A 19,788-nucleotide genomic window follows, 5' to 3' on the forward strand; every position below is an offset into this window, starting at 1 on the left:
TCGCGAGGGTCTCCAGGTTTGTCGTCACACACAAACCAACGAGACCCTCGCTTCATGCGCCCAAGGACTTCGGACTTACTCGTCTAGTGCCGCCGCTCCTGCTTCTGCTTGCAGTCCACGCACAGGGTCGCGCGCGGGAAGGCCTGCATCCTGGCCTTGCCGATGGGCTGGCCGCAGTTCTCGCAGAGGCCGTACGTGCCCGCGTCCAGCCGCTCCAGGGCCCGCTCGGTCTGTTCGAGCATCTCGCGGGCGTTCGCGGCGAGGGCCAGTTCGGACTCGCGGGTGATGTTCTTGGTGCCCGTGTCGGCCTGGTCGTCGCCCGCGCCGTCACCCGAGTCCCGCATCAGGCCCGAGATGGCCTCGTCGGAGGCCTGGAGCTCGTCGCGCAGCCGCAGCACCTCGCTCTGGAGCTCGGCGCGGGCCTCGGCCACCTCCGCGGGGGTCCAGGGGTCCTCACCGGGCCGTACGGCCAGCTCGCCCGGCGCCAGGCCCGCTGCTGCCGTGGCCCTCGCCTTCGGCAGCCCGCTGGTGGCGGCCGCGGCCGTCTTCCTGGCCGTGCCGGTGCTCTTCTTGGCAACCACTTTCCGGGCTCCCGTCTGTTGCGCGGCCTGCGCCGCCCCCTCGCCCGCGGCCGCCTTGGCCGTGGTCTTCCTCGCGGTCGTCTTCCCGACGCCGGTCGCCTTCCCGTCGGCCGCCTTCGGCGCGGCCGCCGTCTTCACGGCCGGGGACTTCTTGGCCGGGGACTTCCCGGCGGCGGTCTTCCCGGCCGCCGCCCTCTTGGCGGGCGCCCGCTCGGCGTCCGCCGCTCTGGCGGGCGCCTTCTTGGCGTCCGCCTTTTTGACGGGCGCCTTCTTGGCCGGCGCCTTCTTGGCCGGCGCCTTCTCGGCCGGAGCCTTCTCGGCCAGCGCCTTTTTGACGGGCGCCTTCTTGGCCGGAGCCTTCTCGGCCGCCGGCTTCACCGCAGTCTCGGCGGCCTTCTCGGCCGGGGCCCTGGCCGCCGCTTTCGCCGGCCCCTTCGTCACGGAGTTCACGGCCGCCCTTTTCCCGGCGGCAGTCGTCCTCTTCCGGGCCGGAGCCGCGTCCACGGCCGTCACGACCTTCCCGGCGGCCTTTCCGACAGCCTTCTCGGCAGTTCTCCCGGCGGTCTTCTTCGCCACCATGGCCGCGGCCCCTTCACATACTGTGATCTTGCGCGCGAATCGTGCCGGAACGATAAATCGACTCCGGGCTCGCGGCAACGGGGCACGCGTCCATCGATGCCAACCTGCATCCGTTGTGCCCAGCGGGGAGCCCGGTAATCCGCCCCTCACGTCCCACCGGATCCCGAACCGGCCCGTCGGCCCGTTCGGGTCACTCCGCGGCCCGCCCGGCCCCACCGCGCGGCCTGCCCCGGAACCGTCGCCGAGCCCCTCCCGAACCCCCGCGCCGACCCCCCGTAAACCGGTCTGCCGAGCACGCCCCCGCCCCGTACACTGGGCGCAGCGAAAGGCATGGACGGGGACGAGTAGCTTCGGACGCAGCCATGAGCGACCCGGGGACGGTGAGAGCCCGGGGGCGAGCGCGATGCGAAGGATCACCCCTGAGCCGCCGGAAGAAAGCCGCACGGATCCCCGTGGGGCCAGTAGACCCGGCTTCGCACCCCAATGAGGGGGCTACCGGATCCCGTGTCCGGCGGCCAAGGAGGGTGGTACCGCGGGAGCAGCGCGGCCTCGGCGACGAGGACGGCTCTCGTCCCTCCGGACGGAAGTGACACCCCGCCGGAGGAAGAGTTCAGCCTCATGACCACACCGCCGCAGTACCGCCCGGTACCCGCCCAGGTCGACCTGCCTGCCCTCGAGCACGCGGTCCTCGACTTCTGGCGGGAGAGCAAGACCTTCGCCAAGACCCTGGAGCAGTCCGAGGGCCGCCCCGAGTGGGTGTTCTACGAGGGCCCGCCCACCGCCAACGGCATGCCCGGCGCGCACCACATCGAGGCCCGCGTCTTCAAGGACGTCTTCCCGCGCTTCCGCACCATGCGCGGCTACCACGTGGCCCGCAAGGCCGGCTGGGACTGCCACGGCCTGCCCGTCGAGCTCGCCGTCGAGAAGGAGCTCGGCTTCAACGGCAAGCAGGACATCGAGGCGTACGGCATCGCCGAGTTCAACGCCAAGTGCCGCGAGTCCGTGACCCGCCACACCGACGCGTTCGCCGAGCTCACCACCCGCATGGGCTACTGGGTCGACCTGGACGACGCGTACCGGACCATGGACCCCGAGTACGTCGAGTCCGTGTGGTGGTCGCTGAAGGAGATCTTCAACAAGGGCCTGCTCACCCAGGACCACCGCGTCGCCCCCTGGTGCCCGCGCTGCGGCACCGGCCTCTCGGACCACGAGCTGGCCCAGGGCTACGAGACGGTCGTCGACCCCTCCGTCTACGTCCGCTTCCCGCTGACCTCCGGCCCGCTGGCCGGCGAGGCCGCGCTGCTGGTCTGGACGACGACCCCGTGGACCCTGGTGTCCAACACGGCGGTCGCGGCCCACCCCGAGGTCACGTACGTCGTCGCGCGCCGCACCGGCGTCGAGGACTCGGAGAAGCTGGTCGTCGCCCAGCCCCTGCTGGAGAAGTCCCTGGGCGAGGGCTGGGAGGCCACCGGCCAGTCCTTCACGGGCAAGGAGATGGAGCGCTGGACGTACGAGCGTCCCTTCGACCTCGTCGAGTTCCCCGCGCCCGCCCACTACGTCGTGAACGCCGAGTACGTCACGACCGAGGACGGCACCGGTCTGGTCCACCAGTCCCCCGCCTTCGGCGCCGACGACCTCGCGGTCTGCCGCGCGTACGGCCTGCCCGTCGTGAACCCGGTCCGCCCCGACGGCACCTTCGAGGAGGACGTCCCGCTGGTCGGCGGCGTCTTCTTCAAGAAGGCCGACGAGAAGCTGACCGCCGACCTCGACGCGCGCGGCCTGCTCTTCAAGCACATCGCCTACGAGCACAGCTACCCGCACTGCTGGCGCTGCCACACGGCCCTGCTCTACTACGCGCAGCCGTCCTGGTACATCCGCACCACCGCCGTCAAGGACGCGATGCTGCGGGAGAACGAGAAGACGAACTGGTTCCCCGACTCGGTCAAGCAGGGCCGCTTCGGCGACTGGCTGAACAACAACATCGACTGGGCGCTCTCGCGCAACCGCTACTGGGGCACCCCGCTGCCGATCTGGCGCTGCGAGGAGGACCACCTCACCTGCATCGGTTCCCGCGCGGAGCTGAGCGAGCTGACGGGCACGGACCTCTCCGCCCTGGACCCGCACCGCCCCTACATCGACGACGTCACCTTCACCTGCACCCACGAGGGCTGCTCGCTGGAGGCCGTGCGCGTCCCCGAAGTCATCGACGCCTGGTACGACTCGGGCTCGATGCCGTTCGCGCAGTGGGGCTACCCGTACAAGAACAAGGAGGTCTTCGAGAAGCGCTACCCGGCGCAGTTCATCTCGGAGGCCATCGACCAGACCCGCGGCTGGTTCTACACGCTGATGGCGGTCGGCACGCTCGTCTTCGACAAGTCCTCCTACGAGAACGTGGTCTGCCTGGGCCACATCCTCGCCGAGGACGGCCGCAAGATGTCCAAGCACCTGGGCAACATCCTCCAGCCCATCCCGCTCATGGACCAGCACGGCGCGGACGCGGTGCGCTGGTTCATGGCGGCCGGCGGCTCCCCGTGGGCGGCGCGGCGCGTGGGTCACGGCACGATCCAGGAGGTCGTCCGCAAGACCCTCCTCACGTACTGGAACACGGTCGCCTTCCAGGCGCTGTACGCCCGTACGTCGAACTGGGCCCCGTCCGCGGCCGACCCGGCGCCGGCGGACCGCACGGTCCTGGACCGCTGGCTGCTGTCCGAGCTGAACTCACTCGTCGTCGAGGTCACCGAGGCGATGGAGTCGTACGACACCCAGCGCGCCGGCAAGCTGCTGTCCTCCTTCGTGGACGACCTGTCCAACTGGTACGTGCGCCGCTCGCGCCGCCGGTTCTGGCAGGGCGACGCGGCGGCGCTGCGCACCCTGCACGACGTGGTGGAGACGGTCACCCGCCTGCTCGCCCCCCTCACCCCGTTCATCACGGAGCGGGTCTGGCAGGACATGGTGGTCCCGGTCACCCCTGAGGCGCCCGAGTCGGTGCACCTGTCCTCTTGGCCGCAGGCGGACACGGCGGCGATCGACCCGACGCTCTCGCAGCAGATGCTGCTGGTCCGCCGTCTGGTGGAGCTGGGCCGCGCGACGCGTGCCGAGTCGGGCGTCAAGACCCGCCAGCCGCTCTCCCGGGCCCTGGTCGGCGCGACCGGCTTCGACGCCCTGTCGGCGGAGCTCCAGGCCCAGATCACGGAGGAGCTGAACGTCTCCTCCCTCGCCTCCCTGTCGGAGGTCGGCGGTTCGCTGGTCGACACGACGGCGAAGGCGAACTTCCGGGCGCTGGGCAAGCGCTTCGGCAAGGGCGTGCAGGACGTGGCGAAGGCGGTGGCCGCGGCCGACGCGGCGGCGCTGTCGCTGGCGCTGCGGTCCGGCTCCGCGGTGATCTCGCTGAACGGCGAGGAGATCTCCCTCTCCCCCGAGGAGGTCATCATCACCGAGACGCCGCGCGAGGGCTGGTCGGTGGCGTCCGACTCCGGCGCGACGGTGGCCCTGGACCTGGAGATCACCCCGGAGCTGCGGCTGGCGGGTCTGGCCCGTGACGCGATCCGCCTGATCCAGGAGGCCCGCAAGAACTCCGGCCTGGACGTGGCGGACCGCATCGCGCTGCGCTGGTCCTCCTCGGACCCGGAGGTCGTGACGGCCCTGACGGACCACGCCTCGCTGATCGCGGACGAGGTCCTGTCGACGGACTACGCCGCGGGCGAGGCCGACACCACGTACGGCGACCCGTTCACGGACGAGTCCCTCGGCCTGACCTTCCGCCTGCGCAAGGCGTAACCGCCGGGAAGACCGAACGGCGCCCCCCGCCGCGGGGGGCGCCGTTCGTCGCTTCGTGCACGCGGCGGGCCGAGCCGGATTCGAACCGGCGTCCTCCCTCCTGCGGAGAATGGCGCGACGACCTCTGCGCCACCGGCCCACCGCGCGGGCCACTGCAACGAAAACGGGCCGGGCCCGGTGCCCCCGTGGGGGAACCGGGCCCGGCCCGTGACTGCCGACGGCGCCGCAGAGGGCGTACCGCCTAGTTGTCGTCCTCGTCGATCAGGAAGCCGCGCATCGGCGACGGCGCCTGCATCGGCTGCGGGGCGGCGGGCCGCACCGGAGCCATCGGCTGCGTCATCGCGGGGGACATCTGCTGCTGGCCACCGTAGGAGGGGCCGCCCATCGGGGACGGGCCACCCATCGGCGAGGGACCGCCCATGGACGAGGGACCGCCCATCGACGGGTTGCTCATCGCGTGGCCCATCGCTCCGGCCGGAGCCATGGAGGGCGTCGGCGACGGCGGGAGCGCCGGGCCGGCCGGGTTGCGCGGCGGGGCCAGCGAGTCGTCCGCCTGGGTCTCCAGCTGGCGCAGCTGCGACTCCAGGTAGGACTTCAGACGCGTGCGGTACTCGCGCTCGAAGCCCCGCAGGTCCTCGACCTTGCGCTCCAGCGTGGCGCGGGCGGACTCCAGGGAGCCCATCGCGACGCGGTGCTTCTCCTGCGCGTCCCGCTCCAGCGCGTCGGCCTTGGCGCGGGCGTCCCGCTCCAGGCCCTCGGCGCGGCTGCGCGCCTCGCCGACGATCTTGTTGGCCTCGGAGCGGGCCTCCGCGATCGCCTGGTCGGCGGTCTGCTGCGCCAGCGACAGGACGCGGGCGGCGCTGTCGCCACCGGGGCCCTGCTGCGGGAGCTGCGGCTGCTGCATCTGCTGCATCTGCTGACCCATGGGCTGCATCTGCTGACCCATCGGCTGCATCTGCTGACCCATGGGCTGCATCTGCTGGCCGAGCGGGTTCTGGCCACCCATGGACTGCTGGCCCATGCCCTGCTGACCCATGCCCTGCTGCTGGCCCATGCCCTGCTGGCCCATCTGCTGCTGGCCGCCCATGGTGTGCATGGGGCCACCCATCGGACCCGGGCCGCCCGGACCCTGCGGTCCGTGTCCGCCGGGGCCGGCCGGGAGCTGCGGCTGGCCGCCGGGCAGCTGGGGCGGACCCATCTGCGGCGGGCCCTGCTGAGCCGGCGGGCCGGATATGGCGGCGGGCACGGGGGCGCCGGGGCCTCCGGGGCCGCGCTGGTCCTGGGGTTCGGGCTTGCGCATGCCCTGCTGCTGCTGGTTCTGCGCGGCGGCACGCGTGGCGGCGGCCAGCTTGGCGCGCAGGTCCTCGTTCTCGCGCAGCAGGCGCGTCAGTTCGGACTCGACCTCGTCGAGGAAGGCATCGACCTCGTCCTCGTCATAGCCTTCTCGGAGGCGGACGGTCGTGAACTGCTTGTTCCGCACGTCCTCGGGAGTCAGCGGCATGTCTTCTTCACCTCTACGTAGTCGTCGGCAGTCGGCAGGACCGTATCGGGACTGTCCCCGCGCTCACGGGGAAGCTCATCGTTCACACGCTTCTCGCAGCGGTGCTCACGAAACTGATGAGGATGTAAACGATGATCATCAGAACGAAGAAGGACAGGTCGAGTGCCACGCCCCCGAGACGCAACGGCGGAATGAAACGCCGGAGAAGCTTGAGCGGTGGATCGGTGACAGTGTAGGTGGCCTCAAGAACGACCACCATCGCCTTGCCCGGAGACCATGACCGTGCGAACTGGAAGACGTAGTCCATCACCAGTCGGAAGATCAGCACGATAAGGAAGCACATCAGCGCGATGTAGACCACCTGCAGTGCGACGCCCATCCCGCGCTTCCCTCTCCCCTGCTCCCACTCGGTCCCCGGCCCCGTGTCTGACGGATCGGTCTAGCTTTGGTTGAAGAACCCGCCCTCCGCGATGCGGGCCTTGTCCTCCGCCGTGACATCGACGTTAGCAGGCGACAGCAGGAACACCTTCTGTGTCACGCGTTCAATGCTGCCGTGCAGGCCGAAGACGAGGCCGGCGGCGAAGTCGACAAGTCGCTTCGCATCCGTGTCGTCCATCTCCGTGAGGTTCATGATCACCGGAGTGCCCTCACGGAAGTGTTCCCCGATGGTACGGGCCTCGTTGTAGGTCCGGGGGTGCAGCGTCGTGATGCGGTACGGCTCCCGCTCGGAGACGACCTTGGGCATGATCACGGGGGCGTTCTTCTCCAGGTTCGAGCGTTCAGGTGTGATGGATGCCACGGGGGCAATTCGCGCAGGACGTCCGTTTTCAACCGGCAATGGGATGGGTTCCCGTTGCGCGGGAGGCTGGGCGACTCGTACCGGTTCGTCCGTTACGGGCGGTTGGTGCACGGCCTGCTGGCGCCGGCGGTCCCGCTCCGGTTCCGGCTCGGGCTCGAACTCGTCGTCGGGGTCGTACCCCGGGTTGTCGTACCGGTCGTCCTCCACGAGGCCGAGGTAGACCGCCATCTTGCGCATCGCGCCGGCCATTCTCTGAATCCTCCGCTCTGTGGTGGATCGCCCTGTCGCAGGTGTCGCTGTGTCACCAAAGTCACCAACTGCCCGCGATCCACGTGGTCTGTCCGCCCGTCAGCGGGAATGACCATATTTTCTGCTGTGGTCCGACTTTCTTCGCGACGTTACCCGAGCCGGGGTCTCGCGCCGAGTACCGCAGTGCCGACGCGTACATGTGTCGCCCCGGCCGCAACGGCCTGTTCCAGGTCTGCGCTCATCCCGGCCGACACCATCGTGGCAGTCGGATGGTCCGCGCGCAGGCGGGATGACAATTCCACCAGCCGCTCGAAAGCGGCCTGTTCGCGTCCCGCGTAGGGCCCGGCCAGCGGGGCGACGGTCATCAGGCCGTCGATCCGCAGTCCGGGCGCCCCGGCCACGAGGTCCGCGAGTTCGGCGAGCTGCTCGGGAGCCGCGCCCCCGCGGGTGCCGCGCTCCCCCGATTCGGCGTCGAGGGCGATCTGCACGAGGCAGCCGAGTTCGCGCCCGGCCCCCTCGGCGGCCGCCGAGAGCGCCGTGACGAGCTTGGGCCGGTCGACGGACTGCACGACATGCGCGTATCCCGCCACGGAACGGACTTTGTTCGTCTGCAACTGGCCCACGAAGTGCCAGGTGAGCGGCAGATCCGCGCAGGCCGCGGCCTTGGGCGCGGCGTCCTGGTCGCGATTCTCCGCCACATGACGGACCCCCAGGTCCGCCAGCAGTCGTACGTCGCTCGCGGGGTAGGTCTTGGTGACGACGATGAGCGTCACCTCGTCGCGCGCGCGTCCCGCGGCCGCGCAGGCGGACGAGATGCGTTCCTCCACCCGCGCGAGGTTCCGCGCGAGTTCCGTCTTACGGTCCGTCATTCTTCTTTTCCCCCGGGAGTCCGGGGGTCGCCCCCCGGTCAAGCTCCGTCAACCAGACATATCCGGCAAGCCGCCCGGTCACCCGGTCGCGGCGGTACGAGTAGTGGTCCCGCGACTCCAGTGTGCAGACCGGCGAACGGTGCCGGTTCACCACCCCCGCCTCCGCGAGCTGTGCGTGCACCCCGGCGACCACGTCGACGGACGGGGTCCCCCAACTCGTCTCGCCGTAGGCGGCCGGCACCGCTTCGGCGACCGCCGCCCGCATCTCGGCCGGCACCTCGTAGCAGCGCCCGCAGATCGCGGGGCCGGTACGGGCGATGATCCGGCCGGGTTCGGCGCCGAGGGCGACCATCGCCTCCACGGCGGCGGGTACCACCGCCGCGACCAGTCCGGGCCGCCCCGCGTGGGCCGCGCCCGCGATCCCAGCGACCGGGTCGGCCAGCAGGACCGGGGTGCAGTCCGCGGTGAGCACCGCGAGGGCGAGCCCCCGGCGGGCGGTCACCACCGCGTCCACCGCCGGGACGTCGGCTGCGGCGCCCCAGGGTCCGGGGACCACCGCAACGTCACGGCCGTGGACCTGGTTCATCCAGACCACCTGGTCCGGCTCGATGCCCAGGGCTCCGGCGGCGGCCGCCCGGTTCGCGAGAACGGCGGTGGGGTCGTCTCCGACCGCGCCGCCGAGATTGAGCTCCTCGTACGGAACGGCGCTCACCCCGCCCCACCGGTCGGTGAAGGCGAAGTGGGCGCCGCTCTCGTCGTACTGGTCCAGCGTCACTTCAAGAAGTCCGGGACATCCAGCTCCTCGGCCGGGCTGTCCTGGTACGGCCGGGCCGTCGGGACCTGCGGCGCGGGGGCCGCGGCCTCGGCCGGGGCCGCCTCGACCGGGGCCGGGGGCTCTTCGCGCGGGGTGACCGTACCCAGTGCGCCGAAGGCCGGGCGGGCCGGCTCGGCCGCGCGGACCGGCGCCGGGGCGGGCTCCTCGCGCTTGGTGGACGCGGCGCCGATGACGTTGTCCCGGCGGGCCGGGGGCTGTCCGCCGTCGAAGCCGGCGGCGATGACGGTGACCCGTACCTCGTCGCCGAGCGCGTCGTCGATGACGGCGCCGAAGATGATGTTCGCCTCGGGGTGGGCGGCCTCACTGACCAGCTGCGCGGCCTCGTTGATCTCGAAGAGGCCGAGGTCCGAGCCGCCGGAGATGGAGAGCAGCACACCGCGGGCGCCGTCGATGGACGCCTCCAGCAGCGGCGAGGAGATCGCCATCTCGGCGGCGGCCACCGCGCGGTCGTCGCCGCGGGCCGAGCCGATGCCCATGAGGGCCGATCCCGCCTCGGACATGACGGACTTGACGTCCGCGAAGTCGAGGTTGATCAGACCCGGGGTGGTGATGAGGTCGGTGATGCCCTGGACACCCGAGAGCAGGACCTGGTCGGCCGACTTGAAGGCGTCCAGGACCGAGACCTGGCGGTCCGAGATGGACAGCAGCCGGTCGTTGGGGATGACGATGAGGGTGTCGACCTCTTCGCGGAGCTCGGCGATGCCGTCCTCCGCCTGGTTCGCGCGGCGCCGGCCCTCGAAGGTGAACGGCCGGGTGACCACACCGATCGTCAGGGCGCCGAGCGAGCGCGCGATGTTGGCGACGACGGGTGCGCCGCCGGTGCCGGTGCCGCCGCCCTCGCCGGCGGTGACGAAGACCATGTCGGCCCCCTTGAGGACCTCCTCGATCTCCTCGCGGTGGTCCTCTGCCGCCTTGCGACCGACTGCCGGGTTGGCGCCGGCGCCGAGGCCCCGGGTGAGTTCCCGGCCGACGTCGAGCTTGACGTCGGCGTCGCTCATCAACAGCGCCTGCGCGTCCGTGTTGATGGCGATGAACTCGACGCCCTTGAGACCGACCTCGATCATTCGGTTGATGGCATTGACACCACCGCCGCCGACACCGATGACCTTGATGACTGCGAGGTAGTTCTGCGGTGCTGCCACGTCGAAGGCCTCTCGCCTCGAGTTACGTGTCGCCGCCTCGCGGGCCTGCGGTGCGACGACTGATGCCGAAATGTGGGACGGTCCGAACGCGCCGACCCGAACCCTAACCCTGAAGTTTAGGGTTAAGCATGTGCCTGTTCCCTGGACTCTTCCGAACAGGACACTAAGTCGACAAGTAGCGCGTGTTCAACGAACACGCCGAACCTCCCGTTTTTCTTTTCACCCTATGTGATCACCCGTATCGGTGGCCAACCAGGGTGCGTCGCTGTTCGACCCGACGTCAACTCCCGGTCACCGCAGGGGCGGTGGGAACGCTCACGTCAAAGTGGTCAGCCTTGGGCGCGGCCTTCAGCAGGGCGGTCAGCGCACGCCCTTTCGCCTCGCCCTGCTCGCCACTGCCCCAGACCACGCTCCGCCCGCGGGTCAACTCCAGTACGACCGAGTCGTACGAGCCCACCCTGACCTGCACGGTCTCCTTGGCGACCGCCTCGGGGAGGTCTCCGGCGACGCCCACGGCCTCGTGCAGCAGCCGCTCCTCGTCGAAGCGGCGGCCGCTCGGCGACTGCGCCGCTGACAATTCGAGGACCGGAACGCCCGCGGGAGCTTTCGCGGCCGTGTCGAATCGCACACCCGACGCGTCCACTTCCACGAACTTGGCGTCCTTTTTGATGAGCAGGACGGGTTTGCGCTCCGTCACCTTCAGACCGATCCCGTGCGGCCAGGCCCGCACCACGTCGACCGAATCGACGCGGGGCAGCCGGTTGCGGACGCGGCCCGCGATCTCGTCGGTGTCCACGGTCGCGAGCGGCGCCCCGACCGGTACGGCCGCGGCGGCCAGCACCTGCTCGGGGGTCAGCACCAGGGTTCCGCTCGTGGTCACCTTCTCGACGCGGAGCCAGGAGGAGCCGTAGAGCACCCAGCTGCCGCCTCCGGCGAGCAGGACGGCGGCGAGGAGCGCGAGCAGCACGGGGCCCCGGTGCCGCAGACGCCCGACGAGGCGCCGGACACCGGGGCCCTGCGGGCCGGATCCCCCCGACGACCCTGGCTGCTCGGGCGGCTTGGAAGAGCCGGAGCCCCCGCCCTTCCGGGCGGACCCGGGGTTGCCGCGCTGTGCGGTGGTCGCTCCGGCCACTCCTGTGCCTCCTGCGCTAGCGGTTCCTGTGTGCGGCGATCGCCTCGTACACCATCGCGACGAGCAGGTCGTCGGCGTCGCGGCGTCCGAACTCGGCGGCGGCGCGGGACATCTCGTACAGGCGGTGCGGGTCGGCGAGCACCGGGAGCACCTGGCTGAGCACCCATTCGGGCGTCAGCTCCGCGTCGTCGACGAGCAGGCCGCCGCCGGCCTTGACCACCGGCTGGGCGTTGAGCCGCTGTTCGCCGTTGCCGATCGGCAACGGGACGTACGCGGCCGGCAGCCCGACGGCGGAGAGTTCGGCGACGGTCATCGCGCCCGCGCGGCACAGCATCATGTCGGCGGCGGCGTACGCGAGATCCATCCGGTCCACGTACGGTACCGGCACATACGGCGGCATCCCGGGCATGTTGTCGACACGCGGCAGTTCGTTCTTCGGACCGACCGCGTGCAGGATCTGGATCCCGGACCGCTGGAGGGTGGGAGCGACCTGCTGGATGGTCTCGTTGAGGCGCCGGGCGCCCTGCGAGCCGCCGGAGACCAGCAGGGTCGGAAGGTTCGGGTCCAGGCCGAAGGCGGCGCGCGCCTCCGGGCGGGCCGCGGCCCGGTCCAGGGTGGAGATGGAGCGGCGCAGCGGGATGCCCACGTAGCGGGCGCCGCGCAGTTTGCTGTCGGGTGTGGAGACCGCGACGGCGTGCGCGTAGCGGGAGCCGATCTTGTTGGCCAGTCCCGGCCGGGCGTTGGCCTCGTGGACGATGATCGGCACCCCGAGCCGCTTGGCGGCGAGGTAGCCGGGCAGGGCCACGTAGCCGCCGAAGCCGACGACGCAGTCGGCCTTGGTGCGCTCCAGGATCTCCTCGGCGGCCTTGATCGTCCCGCGCAGCCGCCCGGGGACGGTGATGAGCTCGGGGGTGGGCTTGCGGGGCAGCGGGACGGCCGGGATCAGCCCCAGCTCATAGCCGCGCTCGGGCACGAGGCGGGTTTCGAGCCCGCGCTCCGTGCCGAGGGCGGTGATGCCCACGGAAGGGTCCTGCCTGCGCAGGGCGTCCGCGAGGGCGAGCGCCGGCTCGATGTGGCCGGCGGTCCCCCCACCGGCGAGTACGACATGCACCGAAATTCACCGCTCTCCGGACGGACGCCTCTTGACGCTCCGTCTCATCGACTTCCATCTCTGCCCGGTCCGCTTCCAGCCGGTCTTCGGCTGGCGCATCGCGAGCGCCGCGCGCGCCGCCGGCTCCTCACGCGCGAAGGCGATGAGCAGTCCGATGGCGAACATGGTCGGCAGCAGCGCGGACCCCCCGTACGAGAACAGCGGGAGCGGGACTCCGGCGATCGGCAGCAGACCGAGCACCGCACCGATGTTGATCACGGCCTGCGCCGTGATCCAGGTGGTCACGCCTCCCGCGGCATAGCGTACGAAGGAGTCCTCCGTGCGTCCGGCCACGCGGATACCCGCATAGCCTAGAGCCGCGAACAGGGCGAGTACCGACAGCGTCCCCGCCAGACCCAGTTCCTCCCCGGTGATGGCGAAGATGAAGTCGGTGTGGGCTTCGGGCAGTTGCCCCCATTTTTCCACACTGGCACCCAAACCGGAACCGAACCATCCGCCCGATGCGAGGGCATAGATCCCGTGCACGGCCTGCCAGCACAGGTCGCCCCGGCCGGGATCCGTGGCGCCGAGGCAGGCGAGCCGGTCCATCCGGTGCGGGCTGGTCTTGATCAGCAGTGCGACGATCACACCCGCGAAGGCCAGCACCGCCACGAACATCCGCGTCGGCGCCCCGGCCAGCCACAGCAGGCCGAACAGGATGGCCCCGAGGATCATCGCGGTGCCCATGTCCCCGCCCAGCATGATCAGCCCGAGCAGCAGGAAGGCCACCGGCACCAGCGGCACCAGCAGGTGCTTCCACTGGCTCAGCAGCTCCTTGTCGCCCTTGCGGGCCAGCAGGTCGGCGCCCCACAGGATCAGGGCCAGCTTGCCGAACTCACTGGGCTGGAGCATGAACGGACCGCCAAGGGAGATCCAATTCTGGTTGCCGTTGATCGCGACCCCTATCCCGGGGACCTGGACCAGGACCATCAGGAACAGGGTTCCGGCGAGCACGGGGTACGACAGCGCCCGGTGCAGTTTGACGGGCATCCGGGAGGCGATCAGCAGCAGTACGGTGCCGATCAGGGCGGCAAGGAACTGCTTCTTGAAGAAGTACGCGTCGCCCAGACCCAGCTGGAGCGCCTTGATCATCGAGGCCGAGTAGACCATCACCAGGCCGAGCACGGTGATGAGCAGCGAGCTGCCGAAAATCAGGTAATACGCGGTGAGGGGCCGGTCCCAGGCCTTGCGCAACTGCCGCTGTGTACGCCGCAGCCGCTCCAGCGGCCCGCGCCCGGCGGGCAGCGGCCCGCCGGAGGCCGGACGCCTGCGGCCCTGCGCCTTGACCGTCCTGGCGGACTTGGCGCCGCCCGCGGGCTTGGCGGCCTTCACGGCGGACGGCCGCCGCCCCGGCAGCACTTGCTTGGCCGGCATGTGTGACCTTCCCCTCCACTCGTACGAGGCGAGCAGCCGGTCGGGGAGGACTCGCCGACCTGGAGCCGGGCCGGCCGTACCTACGCGTTCTCGGCGGCCAGCTCGCGCACCGCGTCCGCGAATGCGTCCCCGCGCTTGTTGTAGTTCGCGAACATGTCCATCGAGGCACAGGCCGGGGCCAGCAGAACCGTGTCGCCGGGCTCTGCGAGCCGGGCCGCCTCGCGGACCGCTGCGAGCATCGCCCCAGTGTCGGTCCGGTCGAGGTCGACGACCGGGACCTCGGGGGCGTGTCGCGCCAGCGCCTCGGCGATCAGCGCCCGGTCGGCGCCGATCAGCACCGCGGCGCGCATCCGCTTCGCGGACTTCTGTACGAGCTCGTCGAAGGTCGCGCCCTTGGCGAGGCCGCCGGCGATCCACACGACGGGCTCGAAGGCCGCCAGGGAGGCCTCCGCGGCGTGCGTGTTGGTCGCCTTGGAGTCGTCGACGTACGTGACCCCCGCGACCTCGTCCACGAGCGCGACGCGGTGCGCGTCGGGGCGGAAGTCCCGCAGCCCGTCGCGGACCGCGCGCGGCGCGACGCCGAAGGCGCGGGCCAGGGCGGCGGCGGCGAGCGCGTTGGCGATGTTGTGCGGGGCCGGCGGGTTGACGTCCTTGACCTCGGCGAGCTCCTGGGCGTTCTTCTGCCGGTTCTCCACGAAGGCGCGGTCCACGAGGATCCCGTCGACCACGCCGAGCATGGAGGGGCCGGGGGCGCCGAGGGTGAAGCCGATCGCCCGGCAGCCCTCCTCCACGTCTGCCTCGACGACCAGCGCCTCGGTGGCCGGGTCGGCGACGTTGTAGACGCAGGCGACGGTGTTGCCCTCGTAGATGCGGCCCTTGTCGGCGGCGTACGCCTCCATCGAGCCGTGCCAGTCGAGGTGGTCCGGGGCCAGGTTGAGCACGGCCGCCGAGTGGGCGCGCAGCGAGGGTGCCCAGTGCAGCTGGTAGCTGGAGAGTTCGACGGCGAGCACGTCGTACTTCTCCTCGCCGAGCACCACGTCGATGATCGGGGTGCCGATGTTGCCCACGGCCGCGGTCCTCAGACCCGCCGCCTTCAGGATCGACGCGAGCATCTGGGTGGTGGTGGTCTTGCCGTTGGTGCCGGTGATCGCCAGCCAGGGGGCCGCGTCCGGGCCGCGCAGCTGCCAGGCGATCTCGACGTCGCCGACGACCTCGACGCCGGCCGCCGCGGCGGCCGCGAAGAGCGGGCTCTCCGGCTTCCAGCCGGGCGAGGTCACCACCAGGTCGGTGCCCTCGGGCAGCGTCTCGGCGTCCGCGAGCCGTACCGCGATGCCCAGCTCGCCGAGTTCGGCGGCGCGAGCCCGGTGGCCCTCGCTGTCACCGCCGTCGACGACGGTCACCGAAGCGCCGAGGCCGGCCAGGGCGCGGGCGGCGCTGATGCCGCTCACGCCGAGGCCGGCGACGGTGATGTTCTTGCCCTGCCAGGACGTCACTTGTCCGCTGCCCATCCCGCGTAGAAGAGTCCGAGACCCACGATCACGCACATGCCCTGGATGATCCAGAACCGGACCACCACCAGGACCTCGGACCACCCCTTCAGTTCGAAGTGGTGCTGGAGCGGGGCCATCCGGAAGACGCGCTTCCCGGTGAGCTTGAAGGAGCCGACCTGGATGACGACCGACATGGTGATGAGGACGAAGAGGCCGCCGAGGAGAGCGATCAGGAACTCCGTGCGGGAGCAGATCGCGAGACCGGCGAGAGCGCCGCCGAGGGCGAGCGAGCCGGTGTCACCCATGAAGATCTTGGCGGGCGAGGTGTTCCACCACAGGAAGCCGAAGCAGGCGCCCATCAGCGCGGAGGCGACGATGGCGAGGTCCAGCGGATCTCGTACCTCGAAGCAGGCGTTGGGGTTCGTCAGGGTCTGCGCGTTGGCGCACGACTCCTGGAACTGCCAGACGCCGATGAAGGTGTACGCGCCGAAGACCATCACGGCGGCGCCGGTCGCCAGACCGTCCAGACCGTCCGTCAGGTTCACGCCGTTGGACATCGCCAGGATCATGAACAGCGCCCAGACCACGAACAGCACCGGGCCGATCGACCAGCCGAAGTCCGTGACGAACGACAGCTTGGTGGAGGCCGGGGCGTTGCCGCGGGCGTCCTTGAACTGCAGCGCGAGCACCGCGAAGGCGATGCCGACGATCAGCTGGCCGGCCATCTTGGCCTTGGCCCGCAGGCCGAGCGAGCGCCGCTTGACGATCTTGATGTAGTCGTCGAGGTAACCCACCAGGCCCATGCCGGCCATCAGGAAGAGCACCAGCACGCCGGAGAAGGTGGGCTGACTGCCCGTGATCACCTTCGTCAGGCCGTACGCGATGATCGTCGCCAGGATGAAGGAGATACCGCCCATGGTGGGCGTGCCCTTCTTCCCGGCGTGGCCGCGCGGGCCGTCGTCGCGGATGAACTGCCCGTAGCCCTTGCGGGCCAGCAGCTTGATCAGCAGCGGAGTGCCGACCACGGTCAGGAACATGCCGATGACACCGGCGAAGAGGATCTGCCTCATCGGTCGGCGACCTCGCCCCCGCCGGCAAGCAGCGCCAGAGCGACCCGCTCCAGTCCGATGGACCTGGAAGCCTTCACCAGCACGACGTCACCCGGGCGCAGTTCACTGCGCAACAGGTCGATCGCCGCCTGCGCGTCGGACACGACCACCGACTCCTCACCCCACGAACCCTCGTTATATGCGCCCAGTTGCAGCCAGGACGCTTCCCTGCCCCCGACTGCGACGAGCTTGCTCACGTTGAGCCGGACGGCAAGCCGTCCCACCGCGTCGTGCTCGGCCAACGATGCGTCCCCGAGCTCGGCCATGGGACCGAGCACCGCCCACGTACGCCCCCCGCCGGCCCTGGCCGGGCCGCCCATCGCGGCAAGCGCGCGCAGTGCGGCCCGCATGGACTCGGGATTCGCGTTGTAGGCGTCGTTGACGATCGTCACGCCGTCCGCCCGCTCGGTGACCTCCATCCGCCACCGGGACAAGGTGCCCGCTCCGGAGAGCGCGGTGGCGATCTCCGGGGTGGACATGCCCAGTACATGGGCGACGGCGGCCGCGGCGAGCGCGTTCGACACGTGGTGCTCACCGTACAGGCGCAAGGTCACTTCGCCGCACCCGGTGGGTGTGTGGAGTGTGAAGGAGGGCTGTCCCGCCGGTGTCATACGGACTTCCGAGGCGCGTACGTCGGCGTCGTCGGCCTCGCCGAACAGCACCGTACGGGCCTTGGTCCGGGCGGACATCGCCCGCACCAGCGGATCGTCGGCGTTGAGGACCGCCACTCCGCCGTCGGCTTCGGCCGGCAGGGCCTCGACGAGTTCGCCCTTGGCCTGGGCGATCTGCTCGCGGCCGCCGAACTCGCCGATGTGGGCGGTCCCGACGTTGAGGACGAGTCCGATGCGCGGCGGGGTCAAGCCGGTGAGGTACGCGATGTGCCCGATGCCCCGGGCGCCCATCTCCAGTACCAGGTGCCGGGTTTCCTCCGTGGCGCGCAGCGCGGTGAGCGGCAGGCCGATCTCGTTGTTGAGGGAGCCCGGCGTCCACACGGTGGGTGCGTGGGTCTGGAGCACCTGGGCGATGAGGTCCTTGGTGGAGGTCTTGCCGGCGGAGCCGGTCAGGGCCACCACATCGGTGCCGAGGCGCTCGACGACGGCCCGGGCGAGGGCGCCCAGGGCCTTCTCGACATCGGCGACGACGATCGCGGGTACGCCGACGGGCCGGGCGGCGAGGACGGCCGCCGCTCCGGAGGCGACCGCGCGCTCGGCGTAGTCGTGGCCGTCGACGTGCTCGCCGGTGAACGCGGCGAACAGGCTGCCGGCCTCCACCTGGCGGGAGTCGATGACCACGGGCCCGGTGATCCGCACGGAGGGATCCGGTATGTCGTGGGGCCGCCCGCCGGTGATGTCGGCGATCTCGGCGAGGGAAAGGGCGATCACTGGTTCACCTCGGCCTGGGGGACGTTGCTGCCTTGCTGGGCTTCGATCGCGGCGCGGAGCACCGCGCGGTCGTCGAAGGGCCGTACGACGCCCGCCGTGTCCTGGCCCTGCTCGTGACCCTTGCCGGCCACCAGCACGGTGTCGCCGGGCTCGGCGCGCGCGACGGCGGCGGCGATGGCCGCGGCGCGGTCGGCGTCGACGAGGACCGTGCCGCGCTCCTCGGCCGGTACGGAGACGGCGCCCCCGAACATCGCGGCGAGGATCGCGAGGGGGTCCTCGGAGCGCGGGTTGTCGGAGGTCAGTACGGCGGTGTCGGCGAAGCGGGCCGCCGCGGCGCCCATCGGGGCGCGCTTGGTGGTGTCGCGGTCGCCGCCGCAGCCGAGCACGATGTGCAGCTTGCCGGTGGTGACCTCGCGCAGCGCGCGGAGCACGGATTCGACGGCGTCCGTCTTGTGCGCGTAGTCGACGACGGCCAGGTACGGCTGGCCCGCGTCCACCCGTTCCAGCCGGCCGGGGACGCCGGGGACCGCGGCGACGCCGTCGGCGGCGGTCTGCGGGTCGATGCCGGCGGCGGCGAGGGTGACGATCGCGGCCACGGTGTTGGCGACGTTGAACGGGCCGGGCAGCGGGGCCGTGGCCCGTACGCGCTGCCCCTGCGGGCCGACCACGGTCAGCGTGGAGTCCATGTGCCCGAACACGACGTCCTCGGCGCGCCAGTCGGCTGCCCGGTCGCCCTCGGCGGAGAAGGTGACCACCGGGATCGTGGCCTCCTTGGCTAGGCGGCGGCCGTACTCGTCGTCCATGTTGACCACGCCGAGGCGGGCGCGGCGCTCGGTGAAGAGCTGCGCCTTGGCCTGGAAGTAGTCCTCCATGTCGGAGTGGAACTCCATGTGCTCCGGGCTCAGGTTGTTGAAGACGGCGACGTCGAAGACGCATCCGTCGACCCGGCCGAGCACCAGGGCGTGGCTGGAGACCTCCATGGCGACCGCCTCGACCCCGCGTTCGCGCATGACCGCGAACAGGGCCTGGAGGTCGGTGGCCTCCGGGGTGGTGCGCTCCGACTTGATGCGCTCGTCGCCGATGCGCATCTCGACGGTGCCGACCAGTCCGGTGGAGCGTCCGGCGCCGCGCAGGCCGCCCTCGACGAGGTAGGCCGTGGTGGTCTTGCCTGAGGTGCCGGTGATGCCGATCTGGAGCAGGTCCTCGCCGGGACGGCCGTAGATCGCGGCGGCGAGCTCGCCCATCCGGCCGCGCGGGTCGGCGACGGCCAGGACCGGCAGTCCGGTCGCGGCCGCGCGTTCGGCGCCCGCCGGGTCGGTCAGCACGGCCGCGGCGCCGAGGGCCGCCGCCTGGGCGGCGAAGTCGGCGCCGTGCAGCTTGGCGCCGGGCAGGGCCGCGTACAGGTCGCCGGGGCGCACGGCACGGGAGTCGTGCGTGATTCCGGTGATCCGCGGGGGCTGCGCCGCGGCGTCCGCGGGGGCCGCGCCGGGGGCTTCGACTCCCAGCAGGTCGGCCAGCTCGCCCAGGGGTGTCGGGCGGGCGGCCTGGGGCCGGGGCGCTCCCGGCGGCGTTGCCGGGGCGTCTTGCTGGGTGGTTCGGGGCTGATCAGCGTGGGGCACGGCGGTGAGCGTACCGGGCGCGGCGGGCCGCTCGCGAAGTGAGGGCCCGGCCGCGTGGTCGTCGGCCGACGGGTTCCCGGGTTTCGGGGTGATCGTTGTCACTGATGGTGCCTCACGGATTTCTGGCGGGCCGGCCGGCCCGCCGGGTCACTGGCCGGGCTGCCGGCTGGGCTGTGCGGAGGGCGCTGCGGAGGGCTGGG

Annotated in this window: 15 protein-coding genes and 1 tRNA gene; 1 reads left to right on the forward strand and 15 read right to left on the reverse strand. The window is 71.3% G+C overall.

Annotated features, from left to right (window positions below; all coding sequences use genetic code 11):
* Nucleotides 1-83: 83 nt before the first annotated feature.
* Nucleotides 84-1,031: a TraR/DksA family transcriptional regulator gene (locus ACS04_RS38785; RefSeq protein WP_342449604.1), complete on the reverse strand. Its 948-nt coding sequence runs from the start codon at nucleotides 1,029-1,031 to the stop codon at nucleotides 84-86.
* A gap of 747 nt (nucleotides 1,032-1,778) precedes the next feature.
* Here ACS04_RS38785 and ileS point away from each other — a divergent pair.
* The gene (ileS, locus tag ACS04_RS32605) at nucleotides 1,779-4,937 is read left to right on the forward strand and encodes an isoleucine--tRNA ligase (protein WP_048480479.1); all 3,159 of its coding nucleotides are present in this window, start codon (nucleotides 1,779-1,781) and stop codon (nucleotides 4,935-4,937) included.
* 65 nt (nucleotides 4,938-5,002) lie between these two features.
* Here the strand turns inward: ileS and ACS04_RS32610 are convergent.
* From ACS04_RS32610 to ACS04_RS32675, 14 genes are all read right to left on the reverse strand, one after another.
* A tRNA-OTHER gene (locus tag ACS04_RS32610) sits at nucleotides 5,003-5,076 on the reverse strand.
* Nucleotides 5,077-5,178: 102 nt separating this feature from the next.
* Complete coding sequence (locus ACS04_RS32615; RefSeq protein WP_048480480.1) at nucleotides 5,179-6,438, reverse strand: DivIVA domain-containing protein; 1,260 nt, start codon at nucleotides 6,436-6,438, stop codon at nucleotides 5,179-5,181.
* Nucleotides 6,439-6,520: 82 nt separating this feature from the next.
* Nucleotides 6,521-6,817, reverse strand: coding sequence for a YggT family protein (locus ACS04_RS32620; RefSeq protein WP_048480481.1), 297 nt, complete (start codon nucleotides 6,815-6,817; stop codon nucleotides 6,521-6,523).
* Nucleotides 6,818-6,877: 60 nt separating this feature from the next.
* A complete protein-coding gene (locus ACS04_RS32625; RefSeq protein ID WP_048480482.1) occupies nucleotides 6,878-7,486 on the reverse strand; it encodes a cell division protein SepF in 609 nt (202 codons plus the stop codon).
* A gap of 149 nt (nucleotides 7,487-7,635) precedes the next feature.
* Nucleotides 7,636-8,355: a YggS family pyridoxal phosphate-dependent enzyme gene (locus ACS04_RS32630; RefSeq protein WP_048480483.1), complete on the reverse strand. Its 720-nt coding sequence runs from the start codon at nucleotides 8,353-8,355 to the stop codon at nucleotides 7,636-7,638.
* Nucleotides 8,342-9,130: a peptidoglycan editing factor PgeF gene (gene pgeF / locus ACS04_RS32635; protein WP_048480484.1), complete on the reverse strand. Its 789-nt coding sequence runs from the start codon at nucleotides 9,128-9,130 to the stop codon at nucleotides 8,342-8,344. The genes ACS04_RS32630 and pgeF overlap by 14 nt, the downstream gene beginning before the upstream one ends.
* Nucleotides 9,127-10,332, reverse strand: a complete 1,206-nt coding sequence (gene ftsZ / locus ACS04_RS32640; protein WP_048480485.1) for a cell division protein FtsZ — start codon at nucleotides 10,330-10,332, stop codon at nucleotides 9,127-9,129. Before ftsZ ends, pgeF begins: the two co-directional genes overlap by 4 nt.
* 280 nt (nucleotides 10,333-10,612) lie before the next feature.
* A complete protein-coding gene (locus ACS04_RS32645; RefSeq protein WP_048480486.1) occupies nucleotides 10,613-11,464 on the reverse strand; it encodes a cell division protein FtsQ/DivIB in 852 nt (283 codons plus the stop codon).
* 16 nt (nucleotides 11,465-11,480) lie between these two features.
* Nucleotides 11,481-12,575: an undecaprenyldiphospho-muramoylpentapeptide beta-N-acetylglucosaminyltransferase gene (gene murG, locus ACS04_RS32650; RefSeq protein WP_030291900.1), complete on the reverse strand. Its 1,095-nt coding sequence runs from the start codon at nucleotides 12,573-12,575 to the stop codon at nucleotides 11,481-11,483.
* Nucleotides 12,576-12,581: 6 nt separating this feature from the next.
* Nucleotides 12,582-13,988 (reverse strand): putative lipid II flippase FtsW, encoded by a 1,407-nt coding sequence (ftsW, locus tag ACS04_RS32655; RefSeq protein ID WP_048480487.1) that lies wholly within the window; start codon nucleotides 13,986-13,988, stop codon nucleotides 12,582-12,584.
* An 80-nt stretch (nucleotides 13,989-14,068) separates the two neighbouring features.
* Nucleotides 14,069-15,496: a UDP-N-acetylmuramoyl-L-alanine--D-glutamate ligase gene (murD, locus tag ACS04_RS32660; protein WP_048480488.1), complete on the reverse strand. Its 1,428-nt coding sequence runs from the start codon at nucleotides 15,494-15,496 to the stop codon at nucleotides 14,069-14,071.
* Nucleotides 15,478-16,548, reverse strand: a complete 1,071-nt coding sequence (gene mraY, locus ACS04_RS32665) for a phospho-N-acetylmuramoyl-pentapeptide-transferase (protein ID WP_048480489.1) — start codon at nucleotides 16,546-16,548, stop codon at nucleotides 15,478-15,480. Before mraY ends, murD begins: the two co-directional genes overlap by 19 nt.
* Nucleotides 16,545-17,969: a UDP-N-acetylmuramoyl-tripeptide--D-alanyl-D-alanine ligase gene (locus tag ACS04_RS32670; RefSeq protein WP_048480490.1), complete on the reverse strand. Its 1,425-nt coding sequence runs from the start codon at nucleotides 17,967-17,969 to the stop codon at nucleotides 16,545-16,547. Before ACS04_RS32670 ends, mraY begins: the two co-directional genes overlap by 4 nt.
* Entirely contained in the window at nucleotides 17,966-19,690 is a 1,725-nt protein-coding gene (locus tag ACS04_RS32675) for a UDP-N-acetylmuramoyl-L-alanyl-D-glutamate--2,6-diaminopimelate ligase (RefSeq protein ID WP_048480491.1), read from the reverse strand. The genes ACS04_RS32670 and ACS04_RS32675 overlap by 4 nt, the downstream gene beginning before the upstream one ends.
* Nucleotides 19,691-19,788: the final 98 nt, after the last annotated feature.

Origin of the sequence: Streptomyces roseus (assembly GCF_001044425.1) — a bacterium.
GTDB lineage: Bacteria > Actinomycetota > Actinomycetes > Streptomycetales > Streptomycetaceae > Streptomyces > Streptomyces roseus.